Annotated in this window: 13 protein-coding genes; 4 read left to right on the top strand and 9 right to left on the bottom strand. The window is 40.4% G+C overall.

All coding sequences use genetic code 11. The features are described from left to right. Window positions 1–183 precede the first annotated feature (183 nt). The gene (locus tag H5114_RS13945; RefSeq protein ID WP_124017942.1) at window positions 184–549 is read left to right on the top strand and encodes a cytoplasmic protein; all 366 of its coding nucleotides are present in this window, start codon (window positions 184–186) and stop codon (window positions 547–549) included. 114 nt (window positions 550–663) lie between these two features. Here H5114_RS13945 and H5114_RS13940 read toward each other — a convergent pair whose 3' ends face one another. The 5 genes from H5114_RS13940 to H5114_RS13920 form a co-directional block, all read right to left on the bottom strand. Further along, a complete protein-coding gene (locus H5114_RS13940; RefSeq protein ID WP_124017941.1) occupies window positions 664–1,032 on the bottom strand; it encodes an acyl-CoA thioesterase in 369 nt (122 codons plus the stop codon). Window positions 1,033–1,268: 236 nt separating this feature from the next. Further along, entirely contained in the window at window positions 1,269–2,279 is a 1,011-nt protein-coding gene (gene ltaE / locus H5114_RS13935) for a low-specificity L-threonine aldolase (protein ID WP_182723255.1), read from the bottom strand. A gap of 30 nt (window positions 2,280–2,309) precedes the next feature. Beyond that, window positions 2,310–2,903: a thiol peroxidase gene (tpx, locus tag H5114_RS13930; protein ID WP_124017939.1), complete on the bottom strand. Its 594-nt coding sequence runs from the start codon at window positions 2,901–2,903 to the stop codon at window positions 2,310–2,312. A 66-nt stretch (window positions 2,904–2,969) separates the two neighbouring features. After that, complete coding sequence (locus tag H5114_RS13925) at window positions 2,970–3,803, bottom strand: mechanosensitive ion channel family protein (protein WP_182723254.1); 834 nt, start codon at window positions 3,801–3,803, stop codon at window positions 2,970–2,972. A 25-nt stretch (window positions 3,804–3,828) separates the two neighbouring features. After that, the gene (locus H5114_RS13920) at window positions 3,829–4,473 is read right to left on the bottom strand and encodes an OmpA family protein (protein WP_182698126.1); all 645 of its coding nucleotides are present in this window, start codon (window positions 4,471–4,473) and stop codon (window positions 3,829–3,831) included. A gap of 534 nt (window positions 4,474–5,007) precedes the next feature. Between H5114_RS13920 and H5114_RS13915 the strand changes: the two genes are divergently transcribed. Continuing rightward, window positions 5,008–6,516 (top strand): peptide MFS transporter, encoded by a 1,509-nt coding sequence (locus H5114_RS13915; protein WP_124017936.1) that lies wholly within the window; start codon window positions 5,008–5,010, stop codon window positions 6,514–6,516. A gap of 172 nt (window positions 6,517–6,688) precedes the next feature. Here the strand turns inward: H5114_RS13915 and H5114_RS13910 are convergent, their stop codons facing one another. After that, window positions 6,689–7,810, bottom strand: coding sequence for a response regulator (locus tag H5114_RS13910; RefSeq protein WP_124017935.1), 1,122 nt, complete (start codon window positions 7,808–7,810; stop codon window positions 6,689–6,691). A gap of 47 nt (window positions 7,811–7,857) precedes the next feature. Further along, on the bottom strand, window positions 7,858–8,586 hold the full coding sequence (locus H5114_RS13905) for a VacJ family lipoprotein (RefSeq protein WP_404948310.1): 729 nt from the start codon (window positions 8,584–8,586) through the stop codon (window positions 7,858–7,860). 390 nt (window positions 8,587–8,976) lie between these two features. Between H5114_RS13905 and H5114_RS13900 the strand changes: the two genes are divergently transcribed. Continuing rightward, window positions 8,977–11,139, top strand: a complete 2,163-nt coding sequence (locus H5114_RS13900) for a hypothetical protein (protein ID WP_182723253.1) — start codon at window positions 8,977–8,979, stop codon at window positions 11,137–11,139. 11 nt (window positions 11,140–11,150) lie between these two features. Then, window positions 11,151–11,462: an EscU/YscU/HrcU family type III secretion system export apparatus switch protein gene (locus H5114_RS13895; protein ID WP_182698129.1), complete on the top strand. Its 312-nt coding sequence runs from the start codon at window positions 11,151–11,153 to the stop codon at window positions 11,460–11,462. A 97-nt stretch (window positions 11,463–11,559) separates the two neighbouring features. On the opposite strand, the gene H5114_RS13890 is transcribed toward H5114_RS13895, so the two are convergent. Together H5114_RS13890 and H5114_RS13885 are read right to left on the bottom strand one after the other, a co-directional pair. Continuing rightward, window positions 11,560–12,513 carry a diguanylate cyclase gene (locus H5114_RS13890; protein ID WP_182723252.1) on the bottom strand — a complete coding sequence of 318 codons (954 nt, stop codon included), beginning with the start codon at window positions 12,511–12,513 and terminating at the stop codon, window positions 11,560–11,562. A gap of 3 nt (window positions 12,514–12,516) precedes the next feature. Then, window positions 12,517–17,439 carry a PAS domain S-box protein gene (locus H5114_RS13885; protein WP_182723251.1) on the bottom strand — a complete coding sequence of 1,641 codons (4,923 nt, stop codon included), beginning with the start codon at window positions 17,437–17,439 and terminating at the stop codon, window positions 12,517–12,519. Window positions 17,440–17,511 lie beyond the last annotated feature (72 nt).

Here is a 17,511-nt window from a genome sequence, read left to right as displayed (position 1 = left end):
GCCCGTATTTATTTACGGGCTTTTTTAGCTGGTGTTTAATGTAAAAAACCAACAATGACAACAGCTTATTTTTAATTTAGTAAAAAGTGATGCTTAGATCTAAGTTCTTGAAATAAGGATTGACCAATACAAAAAATAAGGTCTATGATGAAAACACTTAGATAGCGAATAGGTAGGTAAACAATGACAGCGATTACTCATATATATAATTACACCGTTCGATGCCCGCACTATAAAGAAAACGAACAAACGGCAACATGGCTCAACCATATCGAAGTAAACCAATCTTGTGAAATTGCTCTAGACCGTATCACTAAATGGCACAACCTCTCAGGCACCAAATCATTTGAACTAGACGATTTTGTGGTTCGAAAAGCCGATAATGAAGAAGCCTATTTTGCCATGCAAAGTAGCCGCCTTAAGCATGATGGCCATGCCCTTGTCACATTTAAAATCTATTTAGACAACTGCTGCCAAGATGCTTCTCCAAATCAAATAATGGAGCATTTAATCAATGATTATCAACAGCGTATCGCTAAAGTCGAGTAATACACTAAGTCTATTTACCATCAATATTAAGGAGCTATCATAGCTCCTTATTTTTTGCTGTTTATCTTCAGCTCAATCAACATAAACGCAACCCTACTGTGAGTAATAGAACAACTAAGCCGCATTGGCTCGCATACCGTGTGGAATAGGTAAACCATTTTCATTTACGTTAACAAATACCATTTTATCAATAAAGGCAATCGGTGCATGATTCACTTTATTGCGTATTTTACAACGCACAGTCACTGAACTTTGACCTAAACTCACTAACTCAAAACCAAACTCAATGATGTCACCAGTTTGTGCTGGCGCCATAAAACTAATTTCCGAGATAACTTTAGCGATGTGGAATTGACTGCGCATCTGGCAACTGGCAAAAATAGTCGCTTCCTCGTTGACCCAACTTAACAATTGACCACAGCATAAGCTTTTAGTGCTATTGAGATGGACAGGCATGATGATATGACGTGAGAAATATTTCATAGTGACCTCATTATCTAACTAATTAATTTTGCGTCGTTAGGCGCATACCCTTAAACAATTAGCAATGATTAAGCCAAGTGTATTATTCTATAAAAATCATATAGATAAAATATAACCTTAATAAATATATGATTAAAATGCCCAAAATAAATGCAACCACGCACCAAAAAAGGTAAAGGCCACACTGAGTGTGGCCTTTACCTGATAATGAACCGCAGATGATTAACGACTAATGATTAACGAATAATTTGCTTTAGCGTGTTCACAAAAACACTAATGTCATTCGCGCTGATGTCTTTATGAGTCACTAGGCGTAACTGCCTGTTCGGGCTAATGATAATACCTTTATTAGCCAGTTTTAGCGCAAGCGCTTTAGGATCGATATGTTCAGCCAATGTAGCAAAGACAATATTAGTCTGCACAGCGCTCAGATCAACAGTAAATTCATCCATGTCTGCCAACAATAAAGCTAAAGTACTCGCGTTGTGATGATCATCCGCTAAACGGTCAACCTGCTCAGTTAACGCTAGCTTAGCCGCTGCCGCAATAATACCTGCTTGTCGCATTCCGCCACCGAGCATTTTACGCCAGCGTGTCGCTTTACTGATTAAGCGCTCATCACCCAACAGAATCGAGCCTATCGGCGCACACAAGCCTTTTGATAAACAAATCGATACAGAGTCAAAGTATTGAGTAATATCGGCAATACCAATGCCTTGTGCAACCGCAGCATTGGCCACACGGGCACCATCTAAATGAATTTTCAGACCGCGATTAAACGCCAAGCTTTGTGCTTGGGCTAAATAGTCTTGGCTTAATATCTTACCGCCAATGGTGTTTTCTAAACTCAATAATCGAGTTTGAGCAAAATGAACATCATCAGGCTTAATTGCGGCTTCAATATCTTGCAATAAAATGCTGCCATCGGCTTGATTATTCAGCGGCTGAGGTTGAATACTGCCTAATACAGCCGCTCCACCACCTTCAAACTTATAGTTATGAGCTTGTTGACCGCAAAGATACTCATCGCCACGTTCACAATGGGACATTAAAGCTAATAAATTAGCTTGGGTACCAGAGCTCACAAACAAGGCACCATCAAAACCAAACATCTCGGCTGCCATGTCTTGTAAACTATTCACGGTCGGATCATCACCATAAACATCGTCACCAACTTCAGCATTCGACATAGCTAAGCGCATTGCTTGTGTCGGTTTAGTCACTGTATCACTTCGAAAATCAATCATACTGCGTCTCTATCCTCATTCACTCAGCCATTACTTAGCGAGTGACGATATTTCTGTTAATGCCGCTAAAGCTGCATCATAGTTTGGGTGCTCGCTGACTTCTGTTACTAGCTCTTGGTACTTTAAAATCCCCTGAGGATCAATAATAAAAATAGAACGAGCCAATAAACCATGGTCTTTAATTAACAAACCATATTTATCACCAAAGTCACGCCATACTGAATCTGATAACACTTTAATTTTATCTACATTTTCAGTTTGGCAAAAACGCTTTTGGGCAAATGGTAAGTCTTCACTGATGGTTAGCATGACAACATCAGCATCATATTGAGAAAATTCTTTGTTAAACCGCTTGGTTTGCAACGCACATACGCCAGTGTCTAAGCTTGGTACAGCACTAATCAGTACTGTTTTACCTTTAAAATCACTTAAGCTTACTGGGTTAAACTTATCATCAACCACTGTAAATGATGGTGCAGTCTTATTTAAGCTCGGCATCTTACCCTCTAATGCAACCGGGTTACCGCCCATGGTAATCATGGTTTTTTCGCCAGCAAAACTGTGAGCGCTTATCACAGATGAGGATAATAGTGTGATCGCCGCAAAGGTTGAAAATAGCTTCATGGAAAAACTCCTTGTATAAAAAAACCAGCAAATGCTGGTTTTTAAAATATTAAATTGCCTGCAATGTTATTTTGCTGGAACTTCTTTGACATGTAAATCCATTTGTGGAAATGGAATTTCAATTTCAGCTGCATCTAGTGCATTCTTGATTTGCTCAAGCAATTCAAAACGTACAGGCCAATAGTCTGATGTTTTAACCCATGGACGAACCACAAAGTTAATTGAACTATCAGCGAGTTCTGCAAGGCCGATGGTATAAGCTGGATCTTTTAATACCAGTAGATTGTTATCAAGAATATCCGCTAATACTTTCTTAGTTTTAGCGATATCAGCAGTATACGAAACACCGATAATTAAATCGATACGACGCTTTTCTAATGCCGAGTAATTGGTAATCGTGCCGTTCATAATCGAAGAGTTAGGCGCGATGATAACTTTGTTATCACCAGTACGTAAACGGGTAGAAAAAATCGTTATCTCATCAACTACGCCAGCAACACCAGCCGCTTCAATAAAGTCACCAACACGACATGGGCGGAAAAGCACCATTAATACGCCTGATGCAAAGTTTGAAAGAGAACCTTGTAATGCTAAACCAACCGCTAAGCCCGCAGCACCGATAACCGCAACGAGTGAAGCGGTTTGCACGCCAACCTGACCAAGTGTAGCGACAATTGTAAATACAAAGACCAACATCCACGCTAAGTTTGCCACAAACGAAACAACTGTTGCATCCACTTTGCGGCTTGTCAGTAATTTGGTTGTTATGCGTTTTGCTACACCGGAAAAATACTTACCGATGACAAAAATAACAATAGCAGCTAGCGCTTTAAGACCATAAGTCATCAAAAACTCAGGTGCCTGCTCCACTAAAGCATCTAAACCTTCTATGTTTTCCATTCCCTTCTCCCTTTAAATAGCAGTATTATTCTGCCGATATAATAAATTCTACACGTCGATTACGCTGCCGCCCTTCTACAGTGGCGTTATCAGCGACCGGATTTTTGTTACTCATTCCAACAATCCCAATCGACGTTGGCTGAAATTGGTATTCATTAACCAGCAAATTTTTAATCGTGGCAGCACGTTTAAGTGATAGCGCCTGGTTGACAGCATCACTACCAATACTATCGGTATGCCCTTCTAAACGGATGACGACCTCAGGGTGTTGCTCAATATATTGTTGCACTCTCACTAAGGTTGGTCGTTGAGTTAACAATACCTTTGATTTATCGAAATCAAAATATACTGGTTGAAGAATAGACCCAAAACAATCAACAGCCACAGAGAGATCTCGCTGTTGACGACATTGTTCAGCGATAAGAGCAGCATTATTAGTAACTGTTGCGCCTAGCTCCGCATCAAAAGCGCTATCATCTTCGGCATCTTCATCGACAATCAACAACTCAGTATCAATACAGCCATTTGCCATAACAACACTATTAGCAGGTGTGTCATTACACGCATCTTTTTTGTCTGGTACCCCGTCAAAATCAGTATCAACCCAAGCATGGGCTGTGAAGATAAAACACCCCATTAAGATCAATGTCAACGTACGAATGATAGCCATAAATACCCCTTCGACATGACATCGAAATATGTTAATGAGACGTATTTTACCTGTTTATAAGTTAAATTAAAAGACAACACTTTATAATCAATACCTTGCTAGATAGGCTTCACGCTAATGTCACTTAAGCATGATAAGGATATCGGCGCCAGCTTAGAAAACCTTATCAGCCTAGGTGCTATTATCGCGCAAGCTTAAAAACAATCCCTTAACATTCAAGCATGTTAACAGTCTACTTGGACACAATTGATAACAAGCTTAACCTCTCTGTTCCCCGCATTAACATTGACTTTGTCGCCTCTTAAAGGGTATATAAGGTTAGCTTTTTGATGTTTGGTCAGCTTTTAGCATCAAAATGACATTATTTATTATAAAAAATAGACAATAAAGTTGCTCAGTATTGCTTTATCACATTCAAATACCCGCTATTTCAGGTGTTCGTGGAAAAGTCAGTCATAGACAACTCTTGCAAACAATTATTTCTGTGACGATATTTTTCTCACAGGCAATCACAAGCTTAAGGTGGAAGACTTAATGAGTGACGCAAAACCTCAAGGTACATTGTTTGGGCACCCTAAGGGGTTGTTCTTACTTTTTACAACAGAACTATGGGAACGTTTTAGTTATTACGCCATGCGTGCAATTTTAGTACTTTATCTCGTCGATAAAGTGCAAAGCGATCAAGCAGGTGGCGGTTTAGGCTGGACCCAAGCAGACGCACTATCACTATATGGTACTTTTACTGGTTTAGTTTACTTGACACCATTAATTGGTGGCTGGCTAGCTGATAACGTATTAGGTCAACGTAAAGCCATTTATATTGGTGGCTTCTTAATGGCAGCAGGTCAATTTACACTTGCAGCACCGCATAGCTGGATGCCAGGCTTAGAAACCACTGTGTTTTATATTGGTTTAGGAACGCTTATTTTAGGTAACGGTCTATTTAAACCCAATATCTCTACCATGGTAGGTGATTTATATCCTGCTGGTGATCACCGTCGTGACGGTGCATTTACGATATTTTACATGGGGATCAACCTAGGTGCGGCCTTATCAGGCTTTATCGTTGCCTGGGCTTACACTTCATTTGGTCATGACGTTGTTATCGATGGTAAAGACGTGTTCATCAACAACTGGCAAGCAGGTTTCTTCTGTGCTGGTGTTGGTATGATTTTATCCTTAATTATTCAATTTTTCTTTGCTCAAAAATTACTTGGTGATATCGGTACTGAACCGGCTGCAAGAGTAGAACAAAGAAAAAATGAAGCCAAAGGTGAGATCAGAAGTGAGCCACTGACCAAGATTGAACGTGACCGCATTAAAGTGATTATGGTAATGGGTTTATTTACCATTATCTTCTGGGCGGGATTCGAGCAAGCTGGCGGCTTAATGAACTTGTTCACCAACAATTTCACCGACCGTATGATTGGCTCATGGGAAGTGCCTACCACTTATTTCCAATCACTCAATGCTATTTTCATTGTTGTTTTTGCTCCCGTGATTGCCTCAATTTGGATTCGTCTTGGTAAAAGTGAACCCAACTCACCAATTAAGTTTGCTATAGGCTTATTCTTATTGGCGATTGGTTTCCTATTTATGATGGGCGCTGTATTCGAAATGGGTGGCGACGCTTCGGTTAAATCAAGCATGTGGTGGTTAGTTGGAGCTTACTTCTTCCACACCATGGGTGAATTATGTTTATCACCTATTGGTTTATCAATGGTAACCAAACTGGCTCCACTGCGCATCGCTTCGTTAATGATGGGTGCATGGTTCCTATTTATCGCTGCAGCCAATAAAATTGGTGGCCTAGTTGGTTCATTGATTGGTCATGGCGGTGAAGTAGAAGAGCAGCTAGCAAACGCGATGGCTATTTTTGCTGGTATCGGTATTACTGCGGTTATTTCAGGGATTATTTTGTACTTCATGTCAAACAAATTGGTTGACTGGATGCACGGTGCTGAAAGTAAAAATGACACTGAAGAAGAAGTGTTAGAAGAAGAGATTGCAGTCACAGCTGAACACGAAGGTATTCAACGTTAATTCGTGTTGACGTAATTGTTACTCTTAATAACATCCCCTCCAAGTTTTCTTGTGAGGGGATTTTTTTATAAATCGCTTCGCTATGCTGTTTGCTTTTATAGCCTCTAGCCGCGAAGCGTCCTAGCAGCGCAGCGCTCTAGATTTCTAGTGTCTAGATAGCCTCTAACAATGATCAGCGACACGCTAACTGCATAAAGCCACCCGCTTTAATATCTGACTGATACACTAAGCCTGTAAATCGATTATCAAGCAATTGTTGTTTATGCTCATAGAAATGTGTACCAATACAAATTTGTTCATCTCTTAGTAAAGTTCTAACTTGCATACTGGGCTTATCCCACATCGCGCTACCAAGCGGCGCTGATTCAGGCAAAGCTAAGGGCGTGAGTATATTGCCATTGCGTAAATAACACCGCAGGCCCTTACCTGATTGGCCTATTGATAACAAATACTGGCTCAAATCGATACACACATAAATAATATCGGTATGAATATGTAATCCTGACTTAACCATACGTTCATTAAGATACGTCAGCATATTCTTGGGTTCAATTAAGGTATTACTTAGGCCATTTCTAAACAGCTTAAGTTTTTGATTAATAAAACTGCGGAGTAATACACAGCCAAAAGCAGCACTATTGTCCTCTGGCGAAAAGTGGGCCATATACATAACTAAATGATGATCGCCCACCATAGTAGAGTCAATAAAATAGGCACTTATATCATTATTTTTAAACAGGCTATAATTGATATCCGCTTTAGGATAATAGATATGTGAAGCCGGAAATAATTGCTGCTGAACACTTTTGGCTGCTTGAGCATTTTGCTCAAGCAGCGATAAATTATCAGTGAGTTCTTGATATGAAAGCTCATTCATTTCTTGTAAATGAAATTGCCCAGACACGTTCATAGGCGTCGCAGCTGACATCATAGCTTGAATGATAGCTTGTTCAATAATAAGTAAATCTGCAATCGGCTTAGTCAGATAATCACTGGCACCGATGCGCAATGCCTCTACAACATCTGACATCACATCGTTACCAGAAATAACAATAGCAGGTATAGCAGGATTAATATCTTGCATTTGCTTAAGCATAGATAAGCCATCAAGGCCTGGCATGCTTAAATCTGCAATAACAATGTCAAAAATAGAATCAGAAAAAAGGGCTATACCTTCATAGCCATTACAAGCTTGAGTAACCCGAGCACCTTGTCCTTGCAAAAAACTAGCAACGACATGGCGAAATATCGGGTCATCTTCAACAAAGAGGATCTCGACATCAGTTAGCGCCATACAACAACCTCACAGACATTCACTGTCGAGGTGCCTGTATGCCTCGACTATTCTAGCTCATCTAAATACTCATCAAGTAACTCATCGTCTGCTTGACTTGATGGCACATCACCATCAAACACTTTGTAATCCATATGCTGTAAATAGGCATCTTTTACAAAAGCATATGGATCGAGAGCATTGTCTAATAATCGTTCTTGATCAATGGCCTTAGAACGAGCATCTAAGCCTTTTAAGCCCCATTTTAATACTGATTGCCAAAAAGTTAACTCCGATAAGGGAAAGTATAGACCATCCACCCAATCAGAGGCTAATTCTCTTGTCACAATTGGACCATAAAATGGCGCCATAAAGTAAGGACCATTGGGCGTACCGTAATAACCTAAAACTTCGTTAAAGTCGTCCTGTTTACGGTGCATCCCCATCATGTCGGCTACATCTACCAAGCCCAATAAACCAATGGTGGTGTTAACGGTAAAACGCCCACCAGCATTAGCAGCCCATTTCCACTTTCCTTGCAGAGTATTATTGACTAGGGAGCTGGGCTCTTCTAAGTTATAAACAAAATTATTAACCCCAGTTCTTAGCGGATTAGGCACATAATCTTTATAGCCATGAGCAACTGGACGAATAATATATCTGTCTAAAAACAGATAATTAAAATCCCACATAGTGCGGTTAACCTCCTCAAATGGATCAAGAGGATCATTATATTTAATTTCAACCGCAGGTACTGGCGCAGCGACAACTTGAGGTGCTTCGGCTTGGGCATACATAGGTATGCTAATCACAAGCACCTGAAGTAATATCCATTTATACTTCATATAATTCTCTTTAAAATGACAAAAGGTCCTGCTCAATAAACTGCTAACTCTGTCTTTTTATTAAAGCAATTTTTGTTCAAGTCGATATAATTTAGCAAGCTAGTATTAGGCTAATATTTTACAATATTCAATAACTAGGCCTTGCTTGTACGTGTTTGTTAGCCGCAATCGATCAGCAAATGGTCATAAAACCATAATGAGTTGCCCAATAAAGGTAACAGAGGGCTAAGGATACTGCGCCTTTTTACAATATCAATCAAAAAATTGTAAATGAAGCTGATATTGTTCACTAACAGATTGATTGATTTCGATAGATAAACATGATTGTTTGATAGGATCTCTATGGCTGTGCCAACAACGCTGACTCCAAAAGCGGTCAATAACGTCACATTTAAACCTGCTGATGCAAGTCAGTCATCGGTGGCAGAACGAAAGCCAACTCAAAGTAATAGTGATGCTGTACCCACAAAAAAATCAAATGATAAATCGGTTTCATCTTCGTCGACTTCAGCACCTTCAAAATCAGATTTATCTTCGGTATTACTGCCTGTAAAAGTGTCGCAACCGCCAACAAGTGCACAACTCGATGTCACCATTGAAAATCAGCAGTATCAACTGAGTAAGACAGCTGAACTGCAAAAATTATTACAACAAACTGCACAAGTGGTCATCGCGAGCGACCAAGCCAAACTTGTAACTCGTGCCGTAGCCAGCGTTAATCAACCACAAGTTCAAGCCGAACTCATCAATAATTCCGTTGCACCAGTAACCCTTGTTCCTGGGTCTACAGTTTCAGCGCCCCCATTACCAACACAAACAGTCTCCACCCAGCTAATACTGTTGGCGCAAGCCATTCAGCTGGCACTACCGCAAGCCCTTGAAGCACTTGCAAAACAAAATGGCGTATCAACACAACAGTTGGCAACATTGGCGACAAGGCCTCAGGGCTATCCTCTGCCTACAGCAGTAATAGACCAAGGACAACTGACGTTTGCCAGTGGCACAAGCATTACATTAGCGCCAAATTCCGCGTTAAGTTCAGGGCAATATTTAGCCAAAGTCGTGCTACAAAATCAGCAACTACAACTTGCACTAACGCCTGTAATAGCAGAACTCAGCGTTAATTTAACCAAACTGACCGCGCCTCAAATTACCGAGCCACTGCAAACGGCCAACATCATCATAACCAAAAATGAACCAGGGCAAATTCTTAGCCAGTTTCTAAAAAAACTCGAATCGACTCCGTTACCGACTAATATCACTGCGGCGAAAACAGATGCTAGTCAACCCAATGCCGCTCCTACAAAAACTGAAGGTAGTCAGCTCAATATCACTCCTGCAAAAACTGAAGCTAATCAACCTAATATCAATCCGGCAAAAACAGATGGTAGTCAACCCAATGTCGCTCCTGCAAAAACTGACGCTAATCAACTAAACATCAATGCCAGTTCTAGCAACCTTAGCCTAAAAACAGCTCAAGATAGCAATACAGTAAAAACGACGGCAGCGCTCACACAGAAACCCCTGTCGTCACAGACAAACCAACAAGCTCAGCTAAGCAACACAACGGAACAAAGTATACTTAAAGCAAACCCTACGACGGTTAGTGCCAATCACGAGGCCACCAATAAGTTAACTAGCGACCCAGCCCCAATCGAGGTACTGAATAAAGCCTTATCAAAAGCAGGGGCAATGCCGATAAAGCAGCAGCTAACACAACAAGTGGCTAATAATCTCGCCAGTGAACTGTTCAAACATTTACCCCAAATCAGTCCACACCCATTAAGTGCATTAAGCGACCCTGCCTTACTGAGCAGCGAGCTATACAGTTTAGCATCACTTAACCTAGCGAACCCTCAGATAAGTCACTCAAGCGGCTCACAGCCCTCGGCGCTGTTTTCCGGCAGTGCAATCACCACCCTATTCCAGCTATTACTCGGGGTAAAAACCAAATCCACCGGCGCTGCGATCAGCGACAAACTTCAAGCCCATCTGGCACAATTACAACAACGAACCTTAAGTAAACTCAGCGCCAATTCAGGTTTATTAGCAGCGCTGGATAAATTAGGCGGTGCAGACTCTTTAGCACAATTAGCCAGCAGTATTGCGCTGTACCAACACGCAAGTACTGATCCTAATCAAGCCATGACATGGTACTTTGCTTTGCCCTATTCTATTAATCAACGTGATGAGCAATTTGAAGGCAAATTCGAACAAGAAAATGATCAAGATAAAGACAAAAAAGCAGGCTGGAAGTTACAACTCAAATTTAACTTAGCACAAGGTTCATTATTAATTTGTGCAAATAAACAAGGCGATGTGCTGGATATTCAATTCAAAGGCAACAACCAAATGCTACTCACAAAAGTAGAGCGCTTTAACCAAGCACTATCAGATAAAATCACTCAAATAGGCTTTACCCCAGGTAAGCTGACGACACAGCTAGCGCCAATTCCGGCGACCTTATTGCCAGGCGATCACTATTTAGTTAAAACAAGGGCATAACAGAGGGCACAATGACACAAGAACCGAAAAAAATACAACAGGCCGTTGCACTCAGTTTTGATGGTAAAAGTGCGCCCAAAATTACCGCTACGGGTAAGGATTTAGTTGCCGAAGAGATAATTTTGATTGCTAAAGAAGCAGGGATCCATATCCACCAGGACCCACATTTGAGTGAATTCTTACAACTTCTGGAACTAGGCGACGAAGTGCCTAAAGAACTGTACCTATTAATTGCAGAGTTAATCGCATTTGTTTATATGCTAGATGGAAAATTTCCTGAGCAATGGAATAATCTGCATCAAAAAATTGTCGCTCAAGTGTAAAGTATTTTCTCGCTACTAAGCCACAATACTGCTCAGTACTAAGCCACACGCTATCAGCTTTAACAGCTTACATCTAACAACTTATATCTAGAAAGTCCTACTCATTCAGAGTCGCTTGTATTTGGCTACCTAATACTCTGTTTCTGCCACGGTCCTTGGCTATATACAATTGTTTATCAGCTTCTTCAATCAGGGTTGTACTCGACATATCATACTCAGGCACCACACTTGAAACGCCAGCGCTAATGGTCACAAAAGCAGATATAGATGAGTTTATATGGGGGATTTTCAAAGACACAATACTGTCGACAATTTGCTGAGCCACATAAGTCCCGCCAATTAAATCGGTATTAGGTAAAATACAGATAAACTCTTCACCACCAAAACGTGCCACGAGATCATAAGGACGATTTACAGTGTCGTGTATCTTCTGCGCCACTAAACGTAAACACACATCTCCCTCGGTATGACCATAGGTATCATTAAAGTGTTTAAAGAAATCGATATCCAATAAAATAACGGTTAATGGCTGTTTTTCACGCGCACATTGCGACCAGCTTACCGGTAAAACTTGCTCAAACTGACGTCGATTGGCCACCCCAGTTAATCCATCGATTAACGCTATAGTGCGCAATAAATCGGTGTTTAATTTCAATCTAATCTGATTTTTAATTCGTGCTTTGGTAATAACGGGGTTAATGGGTTTATGAATAAAATCAACCGCCCCTAACTGAAAGCCCCTAACTTCTTTATCTTCATCAAAATGACCAGAGACAAAAATAACCGCCACCTCTTGTGTGTCGGGATCATTTTTTAAATGCGCACACACATCGAAGCCATTTAATATTGGCATTTCAATATCTAACAACACAAGGTCCGGGTTGACTTTTTTACACATCTCAATGGCTTGATTACCATCACGAGCCATATAAATGTCGTAATCATCTTGTAAGAGTTGATGCAATATCTTGATATTAACAACCTGATCATCAACTAACAGTATTTTACCTCTAACTGGCTCTGCGCCAGAAATATACTTATCTATGAACAAGTATCACTCCTTCAATATCGATTTTAATGTATCGACTGCATCCAAAAACTCAAGTTGACTCACTTGAGTTTTCAACCTTAACCACTGTTCATTAGGCACACCACTGCTAAGCAGCTGCTCAAGATAGTCTATGACATCTAGATTTTGCTCTACTAACAACGCCATCAAACGATCTATCTTATCCAAATTTACGATTGCTGTGGGGAAAAATCCCACTTTATCAACAATAGCAACGGTTGATTCTGCGCTTTCATCAGGAAAATACGAATCCAGCATACGAATACTATCGTCTATATGATCTTGCATTTCTGTTAAACAAGTCTCTGAATCAATGACTACTTTTTTATTGAAGTCGCTATTTGAATCAGCGGTCGCATTGTTTATATTTTTTTCTAGCGTGGCAGCAAAAGCAGCCAGTCGCTTAGCGCCCATATTACTCGCAGTTCCTTTGATTGTATGGGCAATACGACAAATAATCTCGCTATCTTGCTGTGCAAATGCTTGAGTCAGTAACAATGATTGTTGTTTCATTTCGGTGGCAAAATGATGTTTAACATCAATAAAAAATGCCAGTTCACCACCAAAACGACGTAAAATAGACTCAGGGTTTTCTATAATCAAATCATCATCGCTATCGTTAACCACGTCAAGCAAGCTCGCATCAAGATTATTTGCAGTTAAACGATATTGAGTAACATCGGCTTTATTTATCAACTTAAGCATACAAGGTATTAAAAGCGTCATGTCAATTGGCTTACCAATATGATCGTCCATACCTGCAGCCAGGCACAATGTTTTATCTGCCGCGGATGCATTAGCCGTCATGGCTAAAATCGATAATTCATTAAACCGACCATCTGCACGAATAAGGCGCGTGGCTTCAAGTCCATCCATAACAGGCATCTGCATGTCCATAATCACAATATCAAATTGATTATTTGACTGAGTCACCCACTCTACTCCCTCTGTACCGTTTTTGGCCAATGTAACTTCAGCACCTTGAAGTCGCAATAACTCATCAATCACTTGACGGTTAAGTGCATTATCCTCAACCACTAAGACCTTAATGCCGTTTAAGGCCAAACTGCTAATCCTTCTCGTTTGAGGCGCGTTATCTTCGCCATTCATCGCTTGGTAAACAGCCTCAAGCATTAAATTGGCGGTGACAGGTTTGGTCAGCATACTGACAAAAGGCTGTTGGCTATAATGCTTAGTTTGTTCCATCACCTCAGCACCATAGGCGGTTAACATAATAATGGCTGGCGCAGTTGCTGGGGAAAACATAGCTTGAATATGATTAGCAGTTTCGATGCCATTACCGTCTGGCATATACCAATCCATAATAATCACATCGTAATGGTTATTGGCAGAGATACTTTCTCCAATAAGCTTAATCGCCTCATGGCTATTATGTGCTTCATTAACATCAGCACCGTGGGCGGCTAAGTTTTTTGCTACAAGCTTACGGCTCATCTTACTGTCATCAACAACCAGAATATGCTTATCCTGTAAATCGATAAAAATATCATTATTATCCAATTCAATGATATTAAAGCTCAAATCAAACCAGAAACGACTGCCCTCACCAAGACGGCTGGTTAATGCTAATTCTCCGCCCATTAAATCAACTAAACGTTTAGTAATCGCTAATCCTAATCCTGTGCCGCCAAATCGTCTTGACGTTGATGACTCTGCTTGTACAAAACCTTGGAAAATCTTAGTTTCTTGCTCTGCACTAATACCAATACCGGTATCAGTAACAGAGATGGTTAAGTTAACTTGCTTTTCATCAATAGTGTTGCATCGCACACCGACGATGACATGGCCTTCTGCCGTAAATTTAATCGCATTACCCGCCAGATTTAACAGCACTTGGCGCAAACGAAGCTCATCTCCCTCAATAAGATAGGGAATGCTTGGGTCTAAATCAAAAATCACTTCAACATTTTTGTTATGCACGTTGGTGGCTAGCATTACTGCTAATTCACGCATTAATGTTTCAAGTTCAAATGAGTGCAAATCAAGTTCTAACTTACCGGCATCAATTTTTGAAAAATCTAAAATGTCATTTAACAATCCCAATAAAGATTTAGCAGCAATCTCAGCCTTGCTAACATAATCAGCCTGTTGTCGAGTCATCTCAGAATGCTGAATAAGCTGAAGCATACCTAATACAGCATTCATTGGGGTACGTATTTCATGACTCATATTGGCTAAGAAGGCAGATTTAGCCGCATTAGCTGCATCTGCTGACGCCTTGGCTAAACGTAACGTTTGCTCTAATTCGCGTTGCTCGGTAATGTCACGATTAATCCCAACAATGCGCACTGCCGCGCCTAATTTGTCGAAACTAATTTGTCCTCCGGCCTGAATATAGCGTACCTGATCCGAGCTGGTAATAATTCTAAACAAGGGGGCATAAGGGATGTTGAAAGTAATCGAATCTTGTAGGGCCTTTTCAGCCATTTCAATGTCATCAGGATGAAGTCTGTTACGCCAATGCTGATAATTTACTCCTTGTCCTCTGATGTCTAATGAATAATCATAAATACTAAACATACGATCATTCCACTGTAGCTCGTTGGTTTTTATGTCAAAGTTCCAGATCCCTAACTCTGCCACTTCAGCCGCTTTGAATAACTGATAGCTAGCAGATAACAACTCTTCTTGTTGCTTCAGCATAGTATCAATATTAACTGCAACGCCTAAGTAACCAATGATCTCCCCACGATTATCACGCATAGCCGATACCGACAATGAGACTTGGCATTCAGAGCCATCTTTACGAATATAGGTCCAGGTACGCGTTTCAGGCCCTTTGACTCTTGGCTTGTAAGTAAACACATCAAAAGCACTGATGTCTTCACCAAACTCTTCCGTTAATTCGACACTGCGCTGGCTAACTTCATCAGCAAGATGCAGTATTGCAGGGCTTTGCTTACCAACAACCTCTTCAGCCTGATATCCTAACAATAATTCTGCACCACGATTAAACATGCTAATAATACCGTCATTATCCGTTGAAATAATGGCAATTTCTGATGCAGCAGCAAGCACATTTGTGAGTAAAGAACTAAGAGTATCTTTTTCTAATTGAGTGTTTTTACGTTCAGTAATATCAATTCTCAACGCCAAACAGCGCTCAAGCTCACCATTATCATCCATTATTGGCGCAATAACAGTATCAAACCATTTAGCGTTACCTTGGCTATCATGATTACAAACTTCATCATGCCAAGTCTGGCCAGCATGAATGGTTTGCCACATTTTTTTCCAAAATGCATCGTCATGTTGATTCGATTTTACAATTGAATGTTTGTGACCAATCATCTGCTCTCGAGTCAAACCAGATATCGAACAAAAATAATCATTTACCGCTAAAATAGTGCCATTTTTATCGGTTTCAGAATAAAGCAGCTGCTGATTAATGTTATCCAGTAGGGTTTTATTTTCTGACAGAGCTTGTTGTAACGCGTGGGTTCGCTCAGTCACTTTTCGTTCAAGGCTGGCATTAATGCTTAAAATTTGCTTTTCAGCATGCTGTTGTATCGTGATGTCTCTAATGGTCTGACTGACACCAATAATTTTGCCGAACTCATTGTAAATAGCCAAAGAGGTCATCGATGTAGACAATAGCTGATTGTCTTTGCGTTTATGTTGGCTGGTAAAATTTAACAATGATTTGCCGTTCAATACCTGATTAAATTTTTCAATTTCAGCGGCATAATCATCACTAGGAACAATAAATGAGGTTTTTTTAAGGCCTACGACTTCCTGCTTTTTATAACCAAAAATGGTTACCGCGCCCTCATTCCAACTGGTGATAACCCCATCACAATCTAAACTAATAATCGCATCTAGCGAATGTTCTAAAATGTTAGCCCGTCTTTCATTGTCTTCCAAAATAAGGCGTTTACGACCTAACGCAAAGCTGTAAAAGCCAATAAGGCCCCCCAACAATAAACTGACAATCACACCATAAGTAAAAACAATATTAGGCGAAGTTAAATGTAAACCACTGACAAATTCAGGGTAAGCCACTAAAGATATTTGCCATTTACGGCCAAATATCTCACGATCGACGACAACAGAAAAAGACGATAACGGGCTCGCATCATCAATATGGGTTTCATAAAACATGACATTTTTTTGATTATCAGTCACATCATTAATCAATATCTTGGTCGTTTTGCGAGATAAATTGATTTGGTCAAACACTTCATTGGCCACTAATGGCGCATAACTCCAACCATAAGCATTTTGCTCCCTCAACTCGGCAGTTGCTGGTATAAAACCTGTGCGGTAGATAGGCATCAAAATAAGAAAGGCTTGTAACGGATGGCCTGTAGCTTGTACTAAGGTGATAGGGCCAGTTAAGCGTACTTCACCAGTTAAATACGCTTGTTGGGCGGCATTCTTGCGGTTTGGCTCAGAGGCAATATCTAAACCGATCGCCGCAAGGTTGCGCTCAACGGGTTCGATATAATCAATCAAATAACGTTCATCATTATGAGGAGTTAACTGACGAACACTGTAATCGGGCCAGTCATCAAGTTTCGCTTTGACGACAAAAGATGCCTCATCAGCTGCGGGCACACGTCGGATATAACCAAAGCCTCGCGCCCCTGGAAATTCAGTTTCAATATCACGAGTTAAGCTGTATTTTCTAAAGATTTTACGAGAAATTCTGTCTTCGCCTGAAGTCGCAACTGCGCCTCGAGCACCTCGCAAACCATATTGATACAATACAATACGATCAATAATCGTATTAGCAACTTGCTCTGACAGTTCATCAAGTGCTTTAGTAATGATAGTACTATTTTGATTCTTAACGCTAACAGCAGTCACAAAACTAATGGTTAATCCGAAAGCAAATATTCCAATACCCAATTTAAGCGCATTTTTATAACTAGATAGTCTGACCATTTTATTATTAGTTAAGAGTCACAGAGTTTAACTTTGGACGATAAACGAGTTTTTTACAACTAGACATTGAAA

Source organism: Shewanella sp. SR43-8 (assembly GCF_014163775.1).
In the GTDB taxonomy this organism is placed as follows: domain Bacteria; phylum Pseudomonadota; class Gammaproteobacteria; order Enterobacterales; family Shewanellaceae; genus Shewanella; species Shewanella vesiculosa.
Note: the sequence above shows the minus strand (reverse complement) of the source record. Positions and strands in the feature narration are given on the sequence as shown.